Origin of the sequence: Bifidobacterium pullorum subsp. saeculare (assembly GCF_016899725.1) — a bacterium.
GTDB lineage: Bacteria > Actinomycetota > Actinomycetes > Actinomycetales > Bifidobacteriaceae > Bifidobacterium > Bifidobacterium pullorum_C.
In genome coordinates this window covers 39,086-53,566 of sequence record NZ_JACLYU010000010.1, presented here as the reverse complement: position 1 = coordinate 53,566, position 14,481 = coordinate 39,086, and the positions used below count along the sequence as shown (strand labels likewise).

Sequence of the window (14,481 nt, the reverse complement as noted above, 5' to 3'; positions counted from 1 at the left end):
ATTACCCGGTTTCACCCATTTGCCATGTCCGGGGAGAGAAGAGCCCTATGCCCCGGGGTAGGCTGGGCGCCGGCGGTGCCGAGGGGTGCCCGTGGGTGACCGACGGTCACAGGCCGAGCCTCTTGTATGGCATCATGGTCGGCCTGGTCCGCGTGCCCTCGCCTTGCCCGTTGAGGATGCGCCGCACCTCCGCGCGCGCCCAGTCCAGTGAGCGGGCGCCCTTGACCTGGTTGCACCAGCGGTGCGCGGCGTGCGTGTTGGTCCAGCTGTACGGGTCGCCGCCACGGCACACGGGTATCGTCTCGTCCACGACGAAGCTCATCGGATCCGGGGCTTTGAGCGTGTAGTCGATGGGACGCCCGCAGATGTAGCAGTCACGGCCAGCGGCACGATGCCGGGCTATCAGCCGGTCACGCCTGTGGCCGTTGCTCCTGCGCGGGTTGCGTTTCGCCATAGGTCACGCCTCCAAGCTTCAAGTCGGCACGGTAGGTGACCTTGTCCGCAATCAATGGCAGCCATACGATGCCGTAATCGCAATGGTCGAACTGCGGCCTCGGCGTGCGGTCGGCCACCGGGTAGATGAACGGGAGCCCGTCGATGAGCACCTTGCCGGTGTGACGGTCGATGATGATCTCCTTGGGCACCCTCATAATCCAGCTCCTTCGTCGAACACCCTGCGGAACGCGATCGAAGCCCGATCGAGCAGCCGTTCGAATCGTTCGGCGTCGAACATGACGCCTTCGCCACACTCCCCGGACAACGGCACGGGCACCTCCATGCTGGCCAGCAGCCTGTCGGCGTTGTCCGTGATCTTGAGTGTGATGGTGGGCGGCATCATGCACCTCCCTCAATATGCGAAAGCCCCGCACCAAGGCGGGGCTTTTATTGTCTCCAGATAATGGATATCTTCATATTGAGCGCTGCGCCCATTGTTTGGCGACTGTCGGCGAGGCGTTCGACAAAGCGACATTCATTCGACGAAAGGAGACACATGCCCGTCTTTTACAGCTTCCACTATGACCGCGACAGTTGGCGCGTGCAACAGGTCATGAACATGGGCGTCATTGACGGGAGCCCGCTGCTGAATCATCAGGAATGGGAGACGGTCAAGCGTGGCGGCGGCCAAGCCATCAAGAACTGGATTGACCGGCAGATGCTTTACAAGAGTGCCGTTATCGTTCTTGTCGGATACGAAACCGCCAACAGGCCCTGGGTCCGATACGAGATCGAAAAGGCATACCGTGAAAGGAAACCCCTTCTCGGCATCAGAATCAACGGGTTGAAAGATCGCGACGGCTATACAGACCCGGAAGGTCCCGACCCATTCGACATTCTCGGGTTCGACAGCCTATACGTACCGCTGCACACCCCTGCGGGATACGACAGCACAAGCAGATACAACGACATCAGTCGGAATATTCGCGACTGGTCCCGAAGCGGATACGTACGTCCCTAGATCACGAATAGGCATACACCGATGCCTGCGACGATGAGCACGAGATAGTATCCAGCCGTCGACCACGAGAACAACGCGTTGAGATAATCGCATACCCCGTTGTCGTACGGGCTCGGATCGAGATCATACAGTCGCGTATCGCCGTCCACGGCCTTGCCATAGAGACGGCGGTACGCGCGTTCCAGATGGAGATACTGCGCATCCATCATCCAGAACGCGACCGTCACGATAAGGCCTGCCACGAATAACAGGACATTGGTCTTCACCGCACCCAAAGCAAACACAAGGGTCAGAATCGGAGCCAACCACGCCTTAAGCGACGCGGAATTACCGGCCATGCGTTTGATCACATCCTGGATGAATCCAAGATACTGACGCTTGTCTTCCGAATCAATAATGGCTGTCCGATTGTCTTCCATGACGACTCCATTCCTAGATGGCGCTGCTTCAAGGTTATGACATTGTGCGGATGGTGCAGGATTCGCACCTGCGGACCCGTCAGGGTCTCCCGCTTAGCGAGCGGGTGCGTTCGACTGCTCCGCCAACCATCCATCGGATATGAATCGAGGGCCCGAACATGCCTCACTCCATGATTCAGACCCTCTAATCCACTGACAAGTATCGGATGCACTTCCAAAAACGTCAGTCACCCGGCGTGTCGCAACGCAGCCGATCCACCACGCAAGCCAACGAGTACAGGGGTTTGCCGGCATCATCCGCGCCGGACGGCGCGATCAGCCCACGCGTCTTCCACGAGGTGATGGTCTTGCGGCTGATCCGATACCCGCACGACCGTAATAGTCGCGCGCACTCCCCCGCCGTAAACGCCTTGCCGCTGCGGATGCTGCGCTCCAGAAGATCCAGGCGCACGGCGCTCGCCGTCTGCTCGCGTCCGCAGGTGGGGCAGGTGACGATGGTGGCGTTTGTGCTGGCGGTGATGGTGAGCCCGCATTGGAGGCATTGGCCGATGGGCGTCGCACGGTCGGGCGGGTCGATGATTGCCAGCGTCTTGGATTTGAGCCTCTGGAATTGGCTGACGTACATGCCGATGTCGGGAATCTTGGCGAGGCTGGGGTGCACGGCGGCGTCGGTGAGGCATCCGATGATGTCCGGGCACAGGTCACGCTGCCATTTGCGAGGGTTCACACCTTCCAATCGCCGCCACAGTCCCTGGGCGATGCTGGCGAGCAGGTCGAGATGGTCAAGCACGTCCAGGCGCAGCGGGGTCGGCGCCGTCGGTGTGATGATCCTGGCGGGCTGATGGCCTCCCGGATGCAATGTGGCGTCCAGACTGGCCTCCAACGCGTGCGTCCATGGCACGAACTGCAGCAGCAGGAGCGCGAAGTCGAGCCCGCACGCCGGGCACAACGAGTACCCGGCTTCGACCGGCCGATCGCATACTTGACACGTGGCGACTGACATTCCCAACTCCTTCGTCTATCATGCTTCCCGCTACCACACGTGGAAGCCCGGTGTCCGAAGGAATGCCGGGCTTTTCGCCTATTCCATTGTCCCATCCCTCATGGCCTTAAGCCTTGCGCGACGCCTCGCATGACACAAGCGCGACGCCTCACGGTTCTTGGCCTTCCGCGCCTCACGCCGATCCGCCTCTCGATCGGAGTCCTCCACGATGCGCTCGCCGTTGCGGGCACGGCGCACCAGGTCGGCCAACTCCGGGTCCGACTGCCAGTCGATGCTCATGCCGGCATCCTGTCCGAGAACAATCCATTGTCATCGTTGTTGATGGCCTGCTCGATCCGGATGGCGAGCGCGAGCGCCTGGTCCCAGCCGCGTTGGTAGCCGAGCGTGTACGCTTCGGCGGGTATCTTGCTGACGCTGCCTTCGGCCTGCAGCGAGCTTAACGCCTTTGCGGTGATGTCGATGCTCATATGAGTGTCCTTTCCATGTCGGCCGCCCACGGATCCCTGCTGAACGTGGACGGGTAGATGACGTCGGGCCAATCCATCCGACCGGCCTTGACTTTGCGGTTATGGGGCTTGTAGGGGCGTGTGCTGACTGGTGTGAGGCCGCAGCAGTGTCCGGTGAGGTACTCGCCCTGCGGATCCACCCCATGGACGCCGCACACGTCGCGCAGGCTGACCTGCCCGTCGGGATGGCGGACGATGCGGGTCAGCGGACGGTGCAGCACGATCGCCACGGGCAGGTCACCGCCCGTGACGACGCCGGGATCCCATGTCTCCCACACGCCGTCACGGCACTGGCAGACGTAGTGCCCGCAGCCTTCGCACAGCACGTCCCGAAGCATGGCGCCCGCCCCATCCGCGCACAACCGATGCAGCCACGGCGGCTTGCGCTCCTTGGGTTTGACCTTGACGCCCATCATTAGTCCTCGAAGGCGATGTCGTGGATCCGCGAGTGCAGCTCGTCGATGGCCTTGGCCAGCTCGACCCGCAGGCCGACGCCGTGGACTCCGGGTACGTCGTCGCGTGCGAACCCGGTCAAGGTGGGCACCCAATAGTCGTGTTTGGTGTGCTCGAACACGACCAGTGGTATCTGCCGGGTGGATTTGCCATCCATGTCGGCGGCCACGTAGGTGATGATGATCCGCTCATGCACTCTCATCGGAGTCCTCCTAGTTGTCTCATGATGCTTTTCCAGATGGTTTCCAGTTCCTGGTCCTTCAGTCCGCTGGCGTGGCCGCGCTCGTACAGGTCGCGTTCGATCCGCGGCCAGTTGTCGCGGTGGTTGGCGGCCCGCCCGTACGCCCAGTCGTGTAGCGTCTGGTTGCGTTGCCCCTCGGGCACCGGAGTCATGTCCGGCTTCCCGTTGCCGTGGCGCCTCAGTGATTCGTTCGGTAGGTCGAACGGCGTCAACGGTCGCTGCGCAACATTCGGCTGTTCGGTATAGTCGTGCGACCGGAGCCATGCCATGAGCTGGGGGCTGGCCTCGGGGACGACGTCGCCGTCCGGAAGGTCGACGAGCCGGTAGTCGCCGCCGTTGGCGTGCGACCATGGGCCGAGCACATATCCCTTGCCGGAGACGCGCAGGTCGATGGGCAGATCGTCCGGGTGCACGCTGTTCTTCAGCAGGCGCACGTCGTACCCGGAGGGCGCACGATAGTACAGGTGCAGCCCGTGCGGGCTGCGCACCGCCAAAGTGGACCGCAGTCCGTCGCCGCCGTATTCTCCCAACGCCTGCTGCAGGATCTGGAAACCGTGTGGCTCGCCCTCGGCGGGCTCACCGTCCTTTTTCGGCGTATCGCAGTCGATGACGAACACATCGCCCAGCGGGACGACCGCATACCTGGATTGGTCCAGTCGCACGGTGTCGGCGCCGGCATGATGCTCCATGTCGCGATTGAGCCGCCGCCAGCTGAGGCTGACCTTCTCATCGAACACGTCGCCCTTGCGCCGCCCCTCGCACATCGCGAACCCGCACATGCCGTCCAACGCCTGCTCCACGAGCCGGGCGTTCCCGGCGCACGTCTCGTATCCCTCGATCGGCAGCAGCGAATCCGGCGCAGGCATGCGGAGCGCCTCGGAACGCACGCGCTCCTTGTCCGGCATGTCCTCGGCTTCACTGGCCACCAGTCGCCGGTACACGTCGAAACGATCCCTGTCGGAGACCCTGACCACACGCTTCGCGCCTCCTCCGAGGACGCGTGTGGTGCCGTTCTTCAACCCGAGCAGCGAGAGCAGGTCGTCCGGCATCGAATGGTGGAACTCGTCCCGGTATCCGTCGCGCGCGGCGATCGGCTGACCGTACTTCTGCTCGTTGGCGATGATCTCACTGACGATCCAGTAGGTCTCGTCCGACAGTGTGCGCGCCGGCGCGAGATTCACGACTTCGGGCTCGTCGCCCTGCTCCCACAGTCGGCACGAGGCGGCGTAGAACGCCGCTGGATGGTTCCTGCAGAACAGTTCGATCGCATGGTACTCGTCATAGGTGCGCCCCTGGCTGGGATGCATCTCGACCTTGACGAACCTGCGCCTGTCGCTGTTCTCCGTGCTGTCGGCGAACGGCATGTTCGTCAACAGGACGATGGTCGCGGTCGGCGTCACGGTGCGGTACCGGCCGCCGGTGACGCGCGCCTGCATCTGCGAGCCGGTCGACAATGCGCGCAACTGGGGCAGCATGTCCTCGCTGACGGCCGACGCTTCATCGTCGTAGGCGAACGCCTTGCCGTCCATCATGTCGTTCATCGACTCACGTCCCAGGGTGTATCCGCCGCGCGAGCAGTATTGGGCGACGCTGAACCCGGGGAACACGCGGTTCGAGCCGAGCACCCCGTACAACGCCTGGCTGGCGACCAGCGTCTTGCCGTCGCCACCGTGCCCGGACAGGATGTAGGTCAATTGCTTGAACGGTTCGAGCCATGGGGTCGCGAACATGCGCAGCAGGTTTCTCGCCGACTTCTCGTCGATGGTCAGCCATTGGCAGATGCGGATCGCCTGCTGGATGGCCGCGTTGCCCATGCCCTTGGGGTCGAACGTCTGCGTGACCGCCACGTCGGTCTCGTCACGCAGGCACACGACCCTGCCGTCACGGCGGATCCACACGCAAGGGTCGATGCGCACGCCGCGTTCGACCTGTCTGAACCATTGCGGCCGTTTCGCCTCCCTGAGGATCGCCGCGCTGATGGACGGGTTGCGGTCGCGGCTGTTCGTCGTGCCGACCGCGTATTCGTCCTCGATGGTCTTGATGGGATGCCAGCTGTTGAGGATGCGCCGGTCGCCGGGATGGTCCCCGTCGTCGCCGTCTCTCCGCCACAGGCGGTCCTGGCTCGGGCAGTAGCGCAGGTGTCCTTCTCTGAGCTCCCAGATGGCCTTCTGGTAACCGGCGTGCCAGACCGGTGTTTTGACGCGGCGTCCGTCGTCGTCGCCTTCGCAGACGAGTTCGAGGCTTTGCCCGGTGAGCGTGCGGACGATGGTCCGGTCGTTGGGCGGGGTGAAGGTCAGTTCGAGCAGCTTGAACACGCCCTCGAACCGGGCGGGCAGCGATTCGGCCGGAATGGGGTGGTATTGGCTCCAGTCGCTCATGATCGCACCCCGTTTCGGGGTCTTACGTTGACGCGCCTATACAACCCCCCTCTAACAACACATAAATACATATATAGAGTCAAAACTACGTAAGAGTTGTTAGAGTATATATATTTCGTTGGAATGACGCGGTTTTCATGCTGACGTTGGCCGCGTAAGCGCATGTAAGCCTCTGACGTTTTCGACCGTCCGTTGTCGGTCTGATGGTCGTACCCGCTAACGTCGCTGACGTTGCTCATCGTCACACCTCCGATCATTGAAACTTCCGACATGGCCGGTGTCGGCCCGACCTCGCACGCCGGGCCGACACCGATTTCCAATGGCAGTCATCAGAACGCGTCGCTCGCGTCCTCGCTGCCCCGAGCCTGCCCGGTAGCGGCCGCAATCACCTGCTCGACGGTTAGGCCGAGCATGCCGGCGATCTCCTGCGGGCTCTTGTTAAGCTGCTTGAGCTGCAGGATCTGCTGCACGTCGACCCGCGGCTGTGCCGGTTGCCCCGGGACGCCGAGGCTGACGGGCTGCGCATATCCGGCCTGCTGCGGTTGCTGGTAGGCGGATTGCGCCTTCTGTCCGGATGACGGCGGCTGCTGGTCCTGCATGGCGAACCGGTCGACGTCGTCCAGACGGGTGAACTCGTATTCGTACATCTTCGGTGCGCTCAAACCGCGTGCGATGGGCTGGCCGAGTCCCTTGTAGGTGGCGCGCATGCGGTCGCCGGGCTTCGGACGGTTGATGCCGGCCTTGCGCATGGCCAGACGGTAGGCGTCCAATTGGGCTCCCCACCCGTGGATGTAGATGCTGCGGGCGCCCTCGTCGTACTGGTCCTCGCGGGGCGCGTCGGTGTCGATCAGGTTGATGACCATGTCGTACTTGGGTTTGCCGCTCTTGGAGTATTGGAGCTCTCCGGTCTGGAAGTCCTTGGCCTGATAGGCGTGGACTTCGGCGACGGTGCCGGTGATGGTGGCGCCGGGCTGGCTGTCGGCGTTGAAGAACGCCTTACCGCCTCCCCGTCCGAGGCTGTCGATGATGCTGTCCTCGTCGAACTCCGGCGTCTGCTGCGCCTGCTGGCTGGTCTGCTGGCCGTAGCCCTGGTTGGATGCGAACATGGTTGGTTTCCTTTCCGGTTACTGTTTTGGTTGGTTTTCTTGGTATTCGGGTTCGATGACAGATGCGAGCCTGGCCCATTTGTCAGGGATTGGGGTCCATTCCTTGTCGTCGAATCCTTCGGGCATTCCCTGGTCGGGCCAGACCGCGGATCGGCATTGGAAGCATCCGTCCGGGCCGGCGGCTGGCAGGCTGTGGATCCAGCTGTCCCGCACGTCGATGCCTTCGGCCTGTTCGATGCAGTCCATCAGGTTGACGAGCAGCTGGGCTCGGGCGAGCGCCCATCGGCCGGGCTTCGGGTCGAACCGGGTTTGCCAGGGCAGCGCGTCGGCGAGCGATGTCTTGGTCTTGGGCAGGAAGTAGATGCGGCTGTACCGCACCGCCTCCCCGCGGTTCTCCAGGCCGATGCCGTACAGGCTGGCTTGCACCCGGTACTGCTGCGACGGCCCGTGCGCCTTGACCTTGGTGAGCGTGGTGTTGCCGACGATCTTCCAGTCGATGGTGCTGCCGGTCTTACGGTCGTACAGGTCGATGCTGCCTTTGACGTCGTAACCGGCGTGCAGGCCCTGCAGGTGGCCGACGGTGACGCGCATCTCCGGCACGAACCGGCGACGCTCGTCCTCCGGCGCTGGACCGGTGAACACGGTCTCCTCGCTCTCCTGGAACCATTGTTCGAAGCGGGCGTGCACGCACGTGCCGATGAACGGCAGCCACGCCGGCCGCCGGCGCTCAGGCCAGCCCGCCAGTTTGGCCGCCAGGCAGTGCACGCACGACGTGCCGAGCTCGCTTGGGCCGATCTCCCTTTGCAGGTCGCGTGGCTGGCTGCTCATGCGGGTTTCGATGATGCGGCGGATCTCGGGCCACAGGTCCGCATCCGTGCTGTCATCGCCCGTCTGCGGTGCGGGCGTCGCCTGCTGTTGGGCGTTGGCGACGGCGAGGATGTCATCGGCGTTCATCGTTCAGCTCCTTCAACGCGCGGCCGGCTTCGCGGCGGATGATCTCCACGTCGGCCTTGCTGATCGGCAGGTGCTTGTAGTGGCCTCCTCCCGTGTGGATCCACAGGCCGAACCCGTATCCTCCGGCTTTGCTGTCTCGTTCGGGTTCGCGGCGAATCTCGAACCCGCCGTCACTGAAGCTGCTCATGGATGCCCCTTTCCAGGATCCGGCCTATCGACCGGGTCAGCTCTCCGGTGAGGTCGTCGAGGCTGGTCGCCGCGATGATGATCGTGTCGTCACCTTCGGGCAGCACGTCGTAGGCGAACAGGACCCGTTCGACCTCGCTGCGGATGAGGGTGCGCATGTCCGCGGTCATGAGACCACCACCGTGCTCGCGCCCTGCACGACCATGCCCTCAAGGTTCAGGGCTCCGACCAGCTTCTCCACGCTGCTCAGGCTCTTCGGCTTGAGCTCGAACAGCTCCGGATGTTCCGTCGGTTTGTATGCGGCGACGAACTTCTTCGCATCCAGCCGTCTGCTGCCCGTCTTGACCTGCACCTTGAGCCCGCCGGCCTGGTAGGTGCCGGGTTCGTGCGTGTCCAGGATCTGCCGCTTGATCGCGTCGATCTCCTCATCGCAGGCCTCCTTCTGGGCCTGCAGGTCGGCGATGCGCGTCGCCTGGCGGGCCAGCAGGTCCGCTTTCAACGCCTCGTCCCGACGCTCCACCGGAATCGCGTCCATGATGGGCGGCGCGGGCGGCGCCAACAGTTCCGTCGTTTCGTTCATTGTCTGATTCCTCCTACGGTGATGTTCGCTTTGATGGGCACCCAAGACACGTCATGGGTGCGGATCTGGCGCCGATGCCGGTTCGCGGTCTCGACAGCATCGTCCAACGTGGTGGGGCCGGTCAGCCAGCCGCACTGCCGGCAACGCGCCATGTACGTACGGCCGTCACTCATCCGACGCCCCACGTGCCGCGTCGCCGGATTCGAGCTCCTGGACGACCTCGGCGTGCACGATGTCGGACGCCTCGTCCCGCAGCCGCTCCTGCTCCCTGAGCCTCCGCTCGTCCAGCTCGGATTGGCTGCCCAGCGGGTTGCGCAGGAGACGGCTGATGGCCGCGCCCTCCTTGACGACGTGCTGGCAGATGTCCACGCACTTGGCCACGACCTCCGCCTGTCGGCCGAACAGGCCCTTATTCTCAATCGCCTGGTCGGCCTTGTCGACGAACAGTGCGGCGGCGTCCGATATTCGGCTCGCGGCCGGGTACAGGCTCGCCAGGTCGGCGGGCATGTTCTCGTCGTCGATCAGCGTCTGCACGATCCAATCCGTGTTCGACGTCATGATTCCTCCTTAAGTTGAGTTGAAGTTGATGTTGGGGTTGATTTCCTCGGGTCCCATTCGGGAAGGGGCGTGATGCGGATGTACGTGTGCGGCTCGTATTCGACGCCGTGCCAGGTGAGCGGGTCCCCCGTCTTGCGTTTCCGCCACGTGCCCGGACGTCTGCCCTTGACGATCGGATCGGGTTCGCGCTGCAGGACCTCATGCTCCTTGATCTGCTTGTCGTCCCCGTAGGCGACGCCGTTCAACGCGTCCGTCACGAGCTTGTACAGGTTGTCGCCGTCGGGCTTGCCGCGCTTCGGCTTCCAGAACTCCAAATCGACGCGGACGAGCCCCTGCAACGGTTCGGCGTCCGGATACTTGAGCCGGAACTCCGCGTAGATCCGGTTTTCGGCGTTGCGCGTGCGTTTCGGCGTGACGCCGTGCCCGTTGTAGACGCGCGGCCTGCCCTTGGCGATCGGCTCTCCGGGCACGAGCAGCGTGAAACCGTTCACTTCTCTCCCACCTTGTCCGCGACGGGTCGTCGGGCTTCGTGGAAGCGCATCGTCGAAGCGCCGCCGATCGTGTACTTGCGTCCGGTCAGCCCGGACACGTACAGGTGGGTCAGACCATTGCACCTGACGACCGAACCGACCTTGTACGCGACCATCAGCGACCCGCCCGCGTTGCTCAGGTAGACGACGTCGCCCGGAGCCACATCAGACAGGCAGTCGACGTGGTAATAGACGCCGGCCACGTTCTTCCACGGGTTGTCCTTGCCGTTCACCTTTCCGCCTCCCCGCGCTCACGCATGCGACGCTCCTCCGCGTTCAGCCATTCGCGGGCGCTGCACGCGATGTTCAGGATGTTGATGCAGCTGCGCTGCAATGCGGTGTGACCGTTCGCGCTCGCCTCCCGTAGCAGGCAGGCGGTGATGTCGTTCAGGTCGTCGAGCATGTCCGTGTACCGGTGGATCATGCGCTCCGCGTCGGACTCCGCGTGGCAGGCCTCCGCGGTTCCTTCGGGGAAGTCGATGACCTCCCATGAGTGCGCGTGCACGGCGATGGTCGTGCCGTCCGGCAGGCTGATGAGGACAGGCTCATTGCCGGGTTCGGTTACTGTTGACTGTGACACCATATGCTCCTTTCAACTGATGTGGTGTCGGGCGTCGCACCCCTCGTTTCCTAGGCGCGGATGCGACGCCCACTTGTTTGTTTGTTCCGCCCGATGCCGGTGACGAGTCCGACACCGGGAAGCCTTATTCGCCGCCGTCCTCGCGGTCGGCGATCGACAGCAGCGTCACGCCCAGCAGACCGCCAAGCACGAACGCCAGGAAATGCAGCACGCTGAACGCGCCATCCAAGAGGGCGGCAAGCCACCAGACCAGCCCCCAGCCCGCGATCAGGACGAGCCCGGCGCCCACGACGAGGCAGAACGCGAGCTTCTGCTGCCGTTGCTTCACCGTCAACGGAGACGGCGTCTTGCGATGCCTCATCGTCTATTCCTCCATGCTCTTGATCCACCGTTCCATCGCCGCACGGCTGACCCGACGCCTGCCGGGTTTGCCGTCACGGTTCGGCGCGCGGAAACTGTCCAGATCGCCATCGTCTATGGCACGGCGCACGCCGCGCACGTCGAGCGAATACACCTGCGCCGCCTGCTCCGGCGACCATGCGAGCCGCTCACCCAACGGGACACGACTCGGATCACGCAATGGCTCGCACATCACGATTCCTCGATGTCGAGCGGCTTGTACTTGAGGTACTTCTGGATGAAGTACTGCTGGCCCTTGGGGGTGACCTTCGTGGTGAAGTTCAGGCTGCTGTGCCCGTCGGCGTGGCTGATGCTGGTCTCCTTGACCTCGAACAGGCCGAGCTCCATGGCCCGTTGGGTGGGCATGTTGGGCACGCCGTTCTTCTTCATCAGGTACCCGTCCTCGCGCAGCCGTTTGAACAGACGGTTCTGACCGGTATCCATGCCGTTCTGTTTGAGGATCTTCGCGAGCTCACCGATCAGGATGCTGCGTTTGCTGGAAGCGACCGCGTCGGCGAACAGCACCTTCGGCGCCTGCTCCTCCAGCTTGGCCTTCTGCCGGCGAATGGTCTCCTGCGCGATCAGGACCGCGCGGGCCATCGTCTCCTCCGGCGACTCCCCCGTGGGGATGTAGCCGCCGGTGCGGCGGATCTGCGGGACGACCTCGTCGAACAGCCAGTGCTCGAACTCGACGGCGCTCGGCAGCTTGCTCGACGCAATCAGCCGGTACACATCACCCTCGGAAATGAACACCATCATCTGAACGCCACCGGCCGTCTCAAGGGGGTAGCGATTCGCGATGCCCTTGCAATGCTTCTTAATGGCGTCGTTGGTGTTCGCGTAGCCGAGTGCCGTAGCGACGTGCTTGGCGCAGAACAGGATGTCCCCGTTCTCCAACGTGACCGTCGCGACCGGGTTGCCCTTGAACTCGAAGGGCTGTACTGTGGAATCAACCATTTGATTTACCTTCTTTCATTTGGTTTGGGCCGTGGTTGCACCCGCGGCCTCTTCTTTTCCGTCGTCGGCGATGTAGCAGATCTCGCCGGGCTGGAATCCGAACGCGCGCCACAGGCCGACCAGCATGGCCGGCGTGCACACGTTCGTCCTCCTCGCCTTGTTCAGCACGCTCTCGCTGACGCCTATGGCGCCCGCGAACGCGGCGTCCGTCTTCAACCCGCTCATGCGCTTCGTCCGTTCCAGGAACTCCGGACGGAACAACGTCTGCGCGGTCATAGGGCAACTCCTTTCACTGGGCTTGGTTTGGTTTACGGTTTGGGTCCCTTCCCCGCCGCGCTAGGCTTGAAAATTGCCCAACATCAAGTCCGTCGCAACGACGGGGAAAGGAAGGATCAATGCAGCTCGCCAACATCATCTCCGCGGTCATCTCGGCCATCGGCTCGATCGGAAGCGGCGCCGGGATCGCAAGCATCTTCCAGTCCCATCGTTCGAACACGCTCGCGGAAACCGGCAACCAGATAGCGCAGGAGGGCAACCGTGAAGCCGGGAAGGCCAACGAACTGGCCGAACAGGCAAATCAGATAGCCGAGCACGCGAACCAGATCGGGAAGCGGACGCTCGACGCGTCCCTCGACCAGAGCGAATACGATTGGCGCGTCCGGACTGACGAACATGACGGGATAGCCCTTGTCATCATGAACGACTGCGCATGGGCCGGTCGTCAGGTCGCCGTCACCGTTCTTTCCGGTGAGAACCGCATAACTGGCGCGGTGTTCGACCAGATACCCGGTTTCGGCAAAGAAAGCATCGACTTGTCCGGCGCGCTTGAGCAGCGCCTCGAACGCAGCGCTTCCGTCGCATGGAACCGACGTATGAACATGCGCGTGCGCGTCTCCATCGACGTGCACATCAAATGGGTCACCGAACTCGGGATGCACCGCAGCCAGGTAGTTCACCAGACAATCGACTGCACGCACCTTCTCGCATAACGGGGTCGATGCGGGAACATAGTCGGCCGTTACGATGCGTCGCCCCGGATCGCGATTCATCGCGGTTTCCATCTCCTTCGCATCGATATGCCAGCAGCCCTTCACCGCAACCACCAACCTTTCATTTCCGATTTCGCATTCCGCAATTCAAGTATTGCGTTCTGCAAAGCGATTTAAATGCATGTTGCAAAATTTGTCAAGCAACACGCAAAACTCGGCGTGTTGCATTTTTCATACCAATGTTGCATAATGCAAGACATGAATATTGCAGAATGGTATAAAGCTACAGTCGGTAACGATTCGCAAAATATGGTTGCCGAAAATGCCGGGATAGTCCCTTCTTCCCTTTACCGGCAACTTCCAGACAAACTGTCTGCGCAAAGCGTTGTGAAAATCGCGAGGGCTTATGGGGTATCAGCGATTGAAGGATTAGTCGCTCTCGGGCTTCTAGACGACAGCGATATCAGAATGCTTGAAATCTCCGATTCGCTTAAGAACGCTTCATCCGATGAATTACTCCGAGAGATCGCGTCGCGTCTCGACCGCGACCCATCGCTCGCCGACCAACCCGTATGGAAGGGCGACCCCAACGACCTCGACCGCCGCCAGGTCACCGACGACGAGATCGCCGACACCATCAACAAGCTCGGCAAACCCGACGTGGGCCTCGCCGCCTACCACGGCGACCACAAACTCGACGACGAAGGGGATGATGCCGCATGACGAACCCCCGCACACTGCCCGACCTGTCGCGACTGACCTACGGGCAGATGCGCAACGCGATCATCGGCCTGGACGTATGCGTATGCAGCGCCCTGCTCCCCGACAGGACGTACGGACTCTACGACGAGTCGAAACGCCTGATCCTCATCGACCGGCGCATGACCTACACGCGCAAACGCTGCACATTGGTGCACGAGCTCGTCCACTGGCTCCACGGCGACCAATCCTGCACCGGCGTCATCGGCAACCGGCACGAACGACGCACACGACTGGAAACCGCCAGACGCCTCATCAGCCCGTTGGAGTACGCGACCGCCGAAAACATCTGGGACGGCAAACCCGGACTGATCGCCGGCGAGCTCAACGTCACCCAGGAGATCGTCGAGGACTACAGGAGCATGCTGCACGACACGGCACGCACGTGAAAACGGTTCGGTCCCGCACCCATGCTGGTTGCGGGACC

27 protein-coding genes and 1 tRNA gene are annotated in these 14,481 nt (G+C 62.8%); 4 read left to right on the top strand and 24 right to left on the bottom strand.

Going from position 1 to position 14,481, the window contains the following annotated elements; translation table 11 throughout:
• Positions 1–106 precede the first annotated feature (106 nt).
• From H7U32_RS06235 to H7U32_RS06225, 3 genes are read right to left on the bottom strand one after another with little or no spacing between them, the layout of a single operon-like run.
• Positions 107–454, bottom strand: coding sequence for an HNH endonuclease (locus H7U32_RS06235; RefSeq protein WP_204469028.1), 348 nt, complete (start codon positions 452–454; stop codon positions 107–109).
• Positions 411–650, bottom strand: coding sequence for a hypothetical protein (locus H7U32_RS06230; RefSeq protein WP_204469026.1), 240 nt, complete (start codon positions 648–650; stop codon positions 411–413). Before H7U32_RS06230 ends, H7U32_RS06235 begins: the two co-directional genes overlap by 44 nt.
• Positions 647–838 carry a hypothetical protein gene (locus H7U32_RS06225; protein WP_204469025.1) on the bottom strand — a complete coding sequence of 64 codons (192 nt, stop codon included), beginning with the start codon at positions 836–838 and terminating at the stop codon, positions 647–649. Before H7U32_RS06225 ends, H7U32_RS06230 begins: the two co-directional genes overlap by 4 nt.
• A 153-nt stretch (positions 839–991) precedes the next feature.
• Here H7U32_RS06225 and H7U32_RS06220 point away from each other — a divergent pair, with 153 nt between their 5' ends.
• Entirely contained in the window at positions 992–1,456 is a 465-nt protein-coding gene (locus tag H7U32_RS06220) for a TIR domain-containing protein (RefSeq protein ID WP_204469023.1), read from the top strand.
• Here the strand turns inward: H7U32_RS06220 and H7U32_RS06215 are convergent.
• The 21 genes from H7U32_RS06215 to H7U32_RS06115 all read right to left on the bottom strand — a co-directional run bounded on the left by H7U32_RS06215 (position 1,453) and on the right by H7U32_RS06115 (position 12,582).
• The gene (locus H7U32_RS06215) at positions 1,453–1,875 is read right to left on the bottom strand and encodes a hypothetical protein (RefSeq protein WP_204469021.1); all 423 of its coding nucleotides are present in this window, start codon (positions 1,873–1,875) and stop codon (positions 1,453–1,455) included. The two genes, H7U32_RS06220 and H7U32_RS06215, sit on opposite strands and share 4 nt — an antisense overlap.
• A gap of 47 nt (positions 1,876–1,922) precedes the next feature.
• Positions 1,923–2,007, bottom strand: a tRNA-Ser gene (locus H7U32_RS06210).
• 91 nt (positions 2,008–2,098) lie between these two features.
• Positions 2,099–2,878, bottom strand: a complete 780-nt coding sequence (locus H7U32_RS06205; RefSeq protein ID WP_204469019.1) for a hypothetical protein — start codon at positions 2,876–2,878, stop codon at positions 2,099–2,101.
• A 78-nt stretch (positions 2,879–2,956) separates the two neighbouring features.
• Positions 2,957–3,157, bottom strand: coding sequence for a hypothetical protein (locus tag H7U32_RS06200; protein WP_204469017.1), 201 nt, complete (start codon positions 3,155–3,157; stop codon positions 2,957–2,959).
• Positions 3,154–3,345: a hypothetical protein gene (locus H7U32_RS06195; protein WP_204469016.1), complete on the bottom strand. Its 192-nt coding sequence runs from the start codon at positions 3,343–3,345 to the stop codon at positions 3,154–3,156. The genes H7U32_RS06200 and H7U32_RS06195 overlap by 4 nt, the downstream gene beginning before the upstream one ends.
• Positions 3,342–3,800: a hypothetical protein gene (locus H7U32_RS06190; protein WP_204469014.1), complete on the bottom strand. Its 459-nt coding sequence runs from the start codon at positions 3,798–3,800 to the stop codon at positions 3,342–3,344. Before H7U32_RS06190 ends, H7U32_RS06195 begins: the two co-directional genes overlap by 4 nt.
• Complete coding sequence (locus tag H7U32_RS06185) at positions 3,800–4,039, bottom strand: hypothetical protein (RefSeq protein ID WP_204469012.1); 240 nt, start codon at positions 4,037–4,039, stop codon at positions 3,800–3,802. The genes H7U32_RS06190 and H7U32_RS06185 overlap by 1 nt, the downstream gene beginning before the upstream one ends.
• Positions 4,036–6,456 carry a bifunctional DNA primase/polymerase gene (locus tag H7U32_RS06180; protein WP_204469010.1) on the bottom strand — a complete coding sequence of 807 codons (2,421 nt, stop codon included), beginning with the start codon at positions 6,454–6,456 and terminating at the stop codon, positions 4,036–4,038. The genes H7U32_RS06185 and H7U32_RS06180 overlap by 4 nt, the downstream gene beginning before the upstream one ends.
• A gap of 329 nt (positions 6,457–6,785) precedes the next feature.
• Positions 6,786–7,562 (bottom strand): hypothetical protein, encoded by a 777-nt coding sequence (locus H7U32_RS06175; RefSeq protein ID WP_204469008.1) that lies wholly within the window; start codon positions 7,560–7,562, stop codon positions 6,786–6,788.
• Between the two features lie 18 nt (positions 7,563–7,580).
• A complete protein-coding gene (locus tag H7U32_RS06170) occupies positions 7,581–8,516 on the bottom strand; it encodes a hypothetical protein (protein ID WP_204469006.1) in 936 nt (311 codons plus the stop codon).
• Complete coding sequence (locus H7U32_RS06165) at positions 8,503–8,703, bottom strand: hypothetical protein (protein WP_204469004.1); 201 nt, start codon at positions 8,701–8,703, stop codon at positions 8,503–8,505. Before H7U32_RS06165 ends, H7U32_RS06170 begins: the two co-directional genes overlap by 14 nt.
• A complete protein-coding gene (locus H7U32_RS06160; protein WP_204469002.1) occupies positions 8,687–8,872 on the bottom strand; it encodes a hypothetical protein in 186 nt (61 codons plus the stop codon). The genes H7U32_RS06165 and H7U32_RS06160 overlap by 17 nt, the downstream gene beginning before the upstream one ends.
• A complete protein-coding gene (locus tag H7U32_RS06155; RefSeq protein WP_239457567.1) occupies positions 8,869–9,282 on the bottom strand; it encodes a hypothetical protein in 414 nt (137 codons plus the stop codon). The genes H7U32_RS06160 and H7U32_RS06155 overlap by 4 nt, the downstream gene beginning before the upstream one ends.
• Before the next feature lie 165 nt (positions 9,283–9,447).
• Entirely contained in the window at positions 9,448–9,840 is a 393-nt protein-coding gene (locus tag H7U32_RS06150) for a hypothetical protein (protein ID WP_204469000.1), read from the bottom strand.
• On the bottom strand, positions 9,837–10,331 hold the full coding sequence (locus H7U32_RS06145) for a RusA family crossover junction endodeoxyribonuclease (RefSeq protein ID WP_323804597.1): 495 nt from the start codon (positions 10,329–10,331) through the stop codon (positions 9,837–9,839). The genes H7U32_RS06150 and H7U32_RS06145 overlap by 4 nt, the downstream gene beginning before the upstream one ends.
• Positions 10,328–10,603: a hypothetical protein gene (locus H7U32_RS06140; RefSeq protein ID WP_204468999.1), complete on the bottom strand. Its 276-nt coding sequence runs from the start codon at positions 10,601–10,603 to the stop codon at positions 10,328–10,330. The genes H7U32_RS06145 and H7U32_RS06140 overlap by 4 nt, the downstream gene beginning before the upstream one ends.
• Complete coding sequence (locus tag H7U32_RS06135) at positions 10,600–10,953, bottom strand: hypothetical protein (RefSeq protein ID WP_204468997.1); 354 nt, start codon at positions 10,951–10,953, stop codon at positions 10,600–10,602. The genes H7U32_RS06140 and H7U32_RS06135 overlap by 4 nt, the downstream gene beginning before the upstream one ends.
• Positions 10,954–11,074: 121 nt before the next feature.
• On the bottom strand, positions 11,075–11,311 hold the full coding sequence (locus H7U32_RS06130) for a hypothetical protein (RefSeq protein ID WP_204468995.1): 237 nt from the start codon (positions 11,309–11,311) through the stop codon (positions 11,075–11,077).
• A gap of 3 nt (positions 11,312–11,314) precedes the next feature.
• Entirely contained in the window at positions 11,315–11,542 is a 228-nt protein-coding gene (locus tag H7U32_RS06125; RefSeq protein WP_239457566.1) for a helix-turn-helix domain-containing protein, read from the bottom strand.
• On the bottom strand, positions 11,542–12,306 hold the full coding sequence (locus H7U32_RS06120; protein WP_204468991.1) for a phage antirepressor: 765 nt from the start codon (positions 12,304–12,306) through the stop codon (positions 11,542–11,544). The genes H7U32_RS06125 and H7U32_RS06120 overlap by 1 nt, the downstream gene beginning before the upstream one ends.
• Positions 12,307–12,321: 15 nt before the next feature.
• Positions 12,322–12,582, bottom strand: a complete 261-nt coding sequence (locus H7U32_RS06115) for a hypothetical protein (RefSeq protein ID WP_204468989.1) — start codon at positions 12,580–12,582, stop codon at positions 12,322–12,324.
• 119 nt (positions 12,583–12,701) lie between these two features.
• Here H7U32_RS06115 and H7U32_RS06110 point away from each other — a divergent pair, with 119 nt between their 5' ends.
• The 3 genes from H7U32_RS06110 (at position 12,702) to H7U32_RS06100 (ending at position 14,443) form a co-directional block, all read left to right on the top strand.
• Positions 12,702–13,295 (top strand): hypothetical protein, encoded by a 594-nt coding sequence (locus tag H7U32_RS06110; RefSeq protein ID WP_204468987.1) that lies wholly within the window; start codon positions 12,702–12,704, stop codon positions 13,293–13,295.
• A gap of 258 nt (positions 13,296–13,553) precedes the next feature.
• Positions 13,554–14,018 (top strand): hypothetical protein, encoded by a 465-nt coding sequence (locus H7U32_RS06105; RefSeq protein WP_204468985.1) that lies wholly within the window; start codon positions 13,554–13,556, stop codon positions 14,016–14,018.
• Entirely contained in the window at positions 14,015–14,443 is a 429-nt protein-coding gene (locus H7U32_RS06100) for an ImmA/IrrE family metallo-endopeptidase (RefSeq protein WP_204468983.1), read from the top strand. The genes H7U32_RS06105 and H7U32_RS06100 overlap by 4 nt, the downstream gene beginning before the upstream one ends.
• Positions 14,444–14,481: the final 38 nt, after the last annotated feature.

Bases quoted from the DNA above. Each gene is read 5' to 3' on its own strand.
- H7U32_RS06235 (WP_204469028.1), bottom strand. From the start codon at position 454: ATGGCGAAACGCAACCCGCGCAGGAGCAACGGCCACAGGCGTGACCGG.
- H7U32_RS06230 (WP_204469026.1), bottom strand. From the start codon at position 650: ATGAGGGTGCCCAAGGAGATCATCATCGACCGTCACACCGGCAAGGTG.
- H7U32_RS06225 (WP_204469025.1), bottom strand. From the start codon at position 838: ATGATGCCGCCCACCATCACACTCAAGATCACGGACAACGCCGACAGG.
- H7U32_RS06220 (WP_204469023.1), top strand. From the start codon at position 992: ATGCCCGTCTTTTACAGCTTCCACTATGACCGCGACAGTTGGCGCGTG.
- H7U32_RS06215 (WP_204469021.1), bottom strand. From the start codon at position 1,875: ATGGAAGACAATCGGACAGCCATTATTGATTCGGAAGACAAGCGTCAG.
- H7U32_RS06205 (WP_204469019.1), bottom strand. From the start codon at position 2,878: ATGTCAGTCGCCACGTGTCAAGTATGCGATCGGCCGGTCGAAGCCGGG.
- H7U32_RS06200 (WP_204469017.1), bottom strand. From the start codon at position 3,157: ATGAGCATCGACTGGCAGTCGGACCCGGAGTTGGCCGACCTGGTGCGC.
- H7U32_RS06195 (WP_204469016.1), bottom strand. From the start codon at position 3,345: ATGAGCATCGACATCACCGCAAAGGCGTTAAGCTCGCTGCAGGCCGAA.
- H7U32_RS06190 (WP_204469014.1), bottom strand. From the start codon at position 3,800: ATGATGGGCGTCAAGGTCAAACCCAAGGAGCGCAAGCCGCCGTGGCTG.
- H7U32_RS06185 (WP_204469012.1), bottom strand. From the start codon at position 4,039: ATGAGAGTGCATGAGCGGATCATCATCACCTACGTGGCCGCCGACATG.
- H7U32_RS06180 (WP_204469010.1), bottom strand. From the start codon at position 6,456: ATGAGCGACTGGAGCCAATACCACCCCATTCCGGCCGAATCGCTGCCC.
- H7U32_RS06175 (WP_204469008.1), bottom strand. From the start codon at position 7,562: ATGTTCGCATCCAACCAGGGCTACGGCCAGCAGACCAGCCAGCAGGCG.
- H7U32_RS06170 (WP_204469006.1), bottom strand. From the start codon at position 8,516: ATGAACGCCGATGACATCCTCGCCGTCGCCAACGCCCAACAGCAGGCG.
- H7U32_RS06165 (WP_204469004.1), bottom strand. From the start codon at position 8,703: ATGAGCAGCTTCAGTGACGGCGGGTTCGAGATTCGCCGCGAACCCGAA.
- H7U32_RS06160 (WP_204469002.1), bottom strand. From the start codon at position 8,872: ATGACCGCGGACATGCGCACCCTCATCCGCAGCGAGGTCGAACGGGTC.
- H7U32_RS06155 (WP_239457567.1), bottom strand. From the start codon at position 9,282: ATGAACGAAACGACGGAACTGTTGGCGCCGCCCGCGCCGCCCATCATG.
- H7U32_RS06150 (WP_204469000.1), bottom strand. From the start codon at position 9,840: ATGACGTCGAACACGGATTGGATCGTGCAGACGCTGATCGACGACGAG.
- H7U32_RS06135 (WP_204468997.1), bottom strand. From the start codon at position 10,953: ATGGTGTCACAGTCAACAGTAACCGAACCCGGCAATGAGCCTGTCCTC.
- H7U32_RS06130 (WP_204468995.1), bottom strand. From the start codon at position 11,311: ATGAGGCATCGCAAGACGCCGTCTCCGTTGACGGTGAAGCAACGGCAG.
- H7U32_RS06125 (WP_239457566.1), bottom strand. From the start codon at position 11,542: ATGTGCGAGCCATTGCGTGATCCGAGTCGTGTCCCGTTGGGTGAGCGG.
- H7U32_RS06120 (WP_204468991.1), bottom strand. From the start codon at position 12,306: ATGGTTGATTCCACAGTACAGCCCTTCGAGTTCAAGGGCAACCCGGTC.
- H7U32_RS06115 (WP_204468989.1), bottom strand. From the start codon at position 12,582: ATGACCGCGCAGACGTTGTTCCGTCCGGAGTTCCTGGAACGGACGAAG.
- H7U32_RS06110 (WP_204468987.1), top strand. From the start codon at position 12,702: ATGCAGCTCGCCAACATCATCTCCGCGGTCATCTCGGCCATCGGCTCG.
- H7U32_RS06105 (WP_204468985.1), top strand. From the start codon at position 13,554: ATGAATATTGCAGAATGGTATAAAGCTACAGTCGGTAACGATTCGCAA.
- H7U32_RS06100 (WP_204468983.1), top strand. From the start codon at position 14,015: ATGACGAACCCCCGCACACTGCCCGACCTGTCGCGACTGACCTACGGG.